General features: G+C 58.6%; 4 protein-coding genes and 1 pseudogene. All 5 read left to right on the top strand.

Going from position 1 to position 3,946, the window contains the following annotated elements; all coding sequences use genetic code 11:
* Positions 1–280 (top strand): annotated as a pseudogene (locus tag AQS70_RS23760) (VapE domain-containing protein); the annotation flags it as partial.
* Positions 273–632 carry a PA0613 family protein gene (locus AQS70_RS08185; protein WP_055102357.1) on the top strand — a complete coding sequence of 120 codons (360 nt, stop codon included), beginning with the start codon at positions 273–275 and terminating at the stop codon, positions 630–632. The pseudogene AQS70_RS23760 and the gene AQS70_RS08185, both read left to right, overlap by 8 nt.
* Before the next feature lie 529 nt (positions 633–1,161).
* Complete coding sequence (locus tag AQS70_RS08180) at positions 1,162–1,506, top strand: phage holin family protein (RefSeq protein WP_055102356.1); 345 nt, start codon at positions 1,162–1,164, stop codon at positions 1,504–1,506.
* 159 nt (positions 1,507–1,665) lie between these two features.
* The gene (locus tag AQS70_RS08175) at positions 1,666–2,274 is read left to right on the top strand and encodes a hypothetical protein (RefSeq protein WP_055102355.1); all 609 of its coding nucleotides are present in this window, start codon (positions 1,666–1,668) and stop codon (positions 2,272–2,274) included.
* 3 nt (positions 2,275–2,277) lie between these two features.
* Positions 2,278–3,946 (top strand): phage terminase large subunit family protein (locus AQS70_RS08170; RefSeq protein WP_055102354.1); only part of this gene is annotated, 1,669 nt, incomplete at its 3' end.

The following is a 3,946-nucleotide window of genomic DNA, read 5'->3' as shown; positions in this document are numbered from 1 at the left end:
GGAAGGTCCGAGTCTGACTTGGTTAGAAGAATCGCAGATCGGCGAAACCACCAGCGGCAGCGAAGTATTGGCCAGCGCACTCAAACTCGACTTCGGGCACTGGGGCAAGCCTGAGCAAATGCGCGTCGGCGCGATCATGCATCGGCTTGGATGGCGTCGTGTGCGCCTGCCTGCTCTTGCGAAAAGCGGGCAGCGCCCTTGGGCGTACAAAAAGCCGGACAACTGGGGCGGTCACTCAGCCTTGAAGGTGCAAGCATTCGAGGAACCCTGCTTTGATTAAGCACATCGACAGCATGCTCAAACTCTGGGCTGAGGATCTGCACAGCGCAGCCCCCGAAGGCACTGGCGGCGGCAACATGATCGCCATGCTGATGGAAACTAAGGGCGAGTTGATTCGCGGTACACGGGGCAGCCGAGTGCTGCTCGATGAGTCGGCCGACATTGAGTTGATCGTTAACAAACATCTGCCGCCGCAGCTGTCGGTGGTTGTACGCGAACATTACTGCAATCACGACAGCTTCTTGTCACAGAAGTACATGCACTGCGGCTGTAGCCGCGACACCTATTACCAGCGCTTGCATCAAGCGCATGAGTGCATCGCAGAGCTGCTGCTCGGGAAAAAAGCAGCGTGAGCCATACCTTCGCCATTCGTTTGCCCCGTCAACTAACCATGGCCCGCCTTGTCCCGCTGCGTGTAATAGCAGTGGGTCAAGCGCAGCCCGCGCCGTTACTGGGCTGTCCCACAGTCCCACCTTTAAATGACCCTCGCCCATGTGAGCGGAGCGGGCAGCAATACGCGCGTTTCACGCGCATGCGTGTTCTTAATAATTTCTCTATATACGAGGAAAAAGTAAAAGAAGTAGGACAGTGGGGCAGAGCCTTTGATTTAGGGACTCTCCTTTGTCCCACCTTGATCCAGAGCAGTGGGGCAAGGCAGACAGCCCCCAAAAGCGCTAGCCGGGGTGATGTATTCGCCGATATTCGCCGGGCGTTCAGCTACCAAACCCACATATTCACCGATGGCATTAAAAGGGGCTTGCTGCCACCGGAATCCACCTGTAAAAAGTAGCCATCTTCGATAGGTGCGACCGCAGAGAGCGGTAGACACCACCACACTAAACCCGGCCATTGCGCCGGGTTTTTTGCGTTTAGGGGCAGGCAATGACAACAGAGCAACAAGCGTTAGCGGAGATGCCGATCTGGCTGGTGATTGCACTGTCCTTGATCGGCGGGGTGTCGGGTGAGATGTGGCGAGCGGATAAGGACGGCGCACGGGGTTGGTCGCTGGTTCGGCGTTTGGCTTTACGGTCGGGTGCCTGTATCGGCTGTGGACTGTCCACGATGATGTTGCTGCATGCCAACGGCGTGTCGATCTGGGCGTCATCGGCGGTGGGTTGCCTCACGGCGATGGCCGGGGCGGATGTTGCTATTGGCCTTTACGAACGCTGGGCTGCCAAGCGCCTAGGGGTTTGCGAGGTTCCGACCCCGACTGATCGCGCTGACTAAATGCCAAGTCGAAATCCTGCCGGGGACCCTGGGGAATATCCATGGGTACGGGGCAGGAAACCCGCGGGAAAACGTTAGCCGCAGGGCTGACAGCTTATTGAAATTCAATCCATTGAAATTGAAAGGCTTGCATTGAAAAGCCATTGAAAAGGAGGGCTTGTGACAGCCCCTATCTTTCTGTCGAAGAGTGCCTTTGCGGCCCATATCGGCAAGGCTCCGAGTTACATCACCTGGCTTAAAAACAACAATCGGCTGGTTCTGTCGACGGATAAAAAGCTGGTCGATGTCGATGCAACCATTGCCCTGATCCGTGAAACAGCCGACCCCACCAAGGCCGCCGTTGCCGCTCGGCATCAAGAGGGTCGAGTGCAGCGCGACGTGACCAGCCAGCTTTCCCCTTTGGCCGAATCCACGCCGAACATGGCTGCGCCGCAGCCCGTCATCGGCCCGGCTGGCAAGCAAGCTGACTTCCAAAAAGCCCGTGCCCATCGTGAGTACTACCTGGCGCAACTGGCCGAGGCTGAGTTTCACAAGGTTCAGGGTTCACAGGTTGAGCTGGAAGCCGTCAAAACCGGTGCCTTCAACGCGGGACGCTTGCTGCGCGATCAGTTGTTGGGGATGCCGCCGCAATTGGCACCCGAACTGGCCTCCATGACCGACCCTTGGGAAATCGAACGTCGTTTGACTGACGCTATCCGCGCCTCGCTGGAGGACGCCGAGCGTATGTCGTCGGCGGATCTAATCACAGCACTCAACAACAAGAGCTAACCCATGCACACGGAAAACCCGAACGGTGCAGAGGTGTACCGCGAGGCGTATTTCCGTGGGCTGCGGCCTGACCCGTCACTGTGGGTCGACCAGTGGGCCGACGAGTACATGCGTATCCCGCGTGATGCCGGTGCCGCTGAGCCTGGCAAATATCGCACTTCGCGTACGCCTTATGCTCGTGAGCCGATGCGCTGCCTGTCGCCGGCTCACCCCTGCAAGCGTGTGGTCACGATGGTGGCCTCGCAACTGATGAAAACCCAGATCGCGTTGAATTGGATCGGTGGCCTGATTCACATGGTGCCGTCCAATATTCTGACCTTGCTGCCGAGCCTCAGCTTGGCCAAACGGGTGTCGTCGCGGATCAGCAAGACCATTAAGGCTACGCCGGTTTTGTCCGAGCGCGTGGCGGCCAATCGTTCGCGTGACTCGCGCAACACGATGGACACCAAAGAGTTTGAAGGCGGCTCGCTGTACGTGACCACAGCGGGCTCTGCGGCCAACTTGGCCGAACTGTCAGCGCGTTACATCTACGGCGATGAAATCGACCGCTGGGATGTGGACGTGGGCGAAGAGGGCGACCCAATCGAGCTGGCTGAAACCCGAGGCAGTACGTTCGGGCGCAACGCCAAGTTTTACTTCTCCAGTTCACCGACGATCAAAGGCGCGTCGCGGATCGCTGATTTGTTTGAGGCCAGCGATCAGCGTTATTACTACGTGCCATGCCCGCATTGCGGCCATATGCAGACGCTTGAATGGGAGAACTTGCTCTACTCGGCCGACTTCAACGTGGTGCATTACAAGTGCGCTGCGTCTGGGTTGGATTGCGATGTGCTGATTGAGGAACATCACAAGGGCCAGATGCTCGCCCGCGGTGAATGGCGTTCACACGCGCCGGGCGACGGCGAAACCATCGGCTTTCACCTTAACGCCCTGTATTCACCGCTGGGCTGGACGGACTGGCGCTCGCTGGCCAAGCAGTTTGAGAAGGCCAAGAAGGCACAGAGCCGGGGCGACTTGGAGCCGATGCAGGTGTTTTACAACACTCGCTTGGCCAAGGTCTGGGACAGCGCCCAAGAGCAGACCAAAGCAGACGTGTTGAAAGTGCGCGCTCGCCGTGAAAGTTACGGCCTCGGCGCGATGACCCTGCGCGTGTTAATGCTTACTGCGTCGGTCGACGTACAAGCCAATCGCCTAGAGCTGATGGTGATGGGCTGGGGCGTCGGCATGGAGCGCTGGATCATCGACTATCAGGTGATCTGGGGCGATCCGGCGGACGAGCGTACGTGGGCCGTACTCGATGAAAAGCTCAAGGTGCGTTACCCGCACCCTTGTGGTGTCGGGCTCGGCATTCTGGCCACCGCGGTCGACTCTGGCGGTCACCACACAGACGAGGTTTATCAGTTCTGTCGTATCCGCAGGTGGCGCAACATCTTCGCCATCAAGGGTGCGAGCAAGCCGGGTAAACCGGTGATTGCGCAACGCCCGTCAATGGTCGACGTGACTTGGAAAGGCCAGACCGAACGCAACGGTGCCGAGCTGTGGTTTGTCGGTACTGACACCGCCAAAGACTGGATCTACAACCGCTATCCAGTTGAGGACGGGCCGGGAGCGCTGCACTTCGCCAATGACCTGCCGGACGACTTCTTTGACCAGTGCGTTGCCGAGCGCAAGG

The organism is Pseudomonas endophytica (genome assembly GCF_001411475.1).
GTDB classification, from domain to species: Bacteria; Pseudomonadota; Gammaproteobacteria; order Pseudomonadales; family Pseudomonadaceae; genus Aquipseudomonas; species Aquipseudomonas endophytica.
Note: the sequence above shows the minus strand (reverse complement) of the source record. Positions and strands in the feature narration are given on the sequence as shown.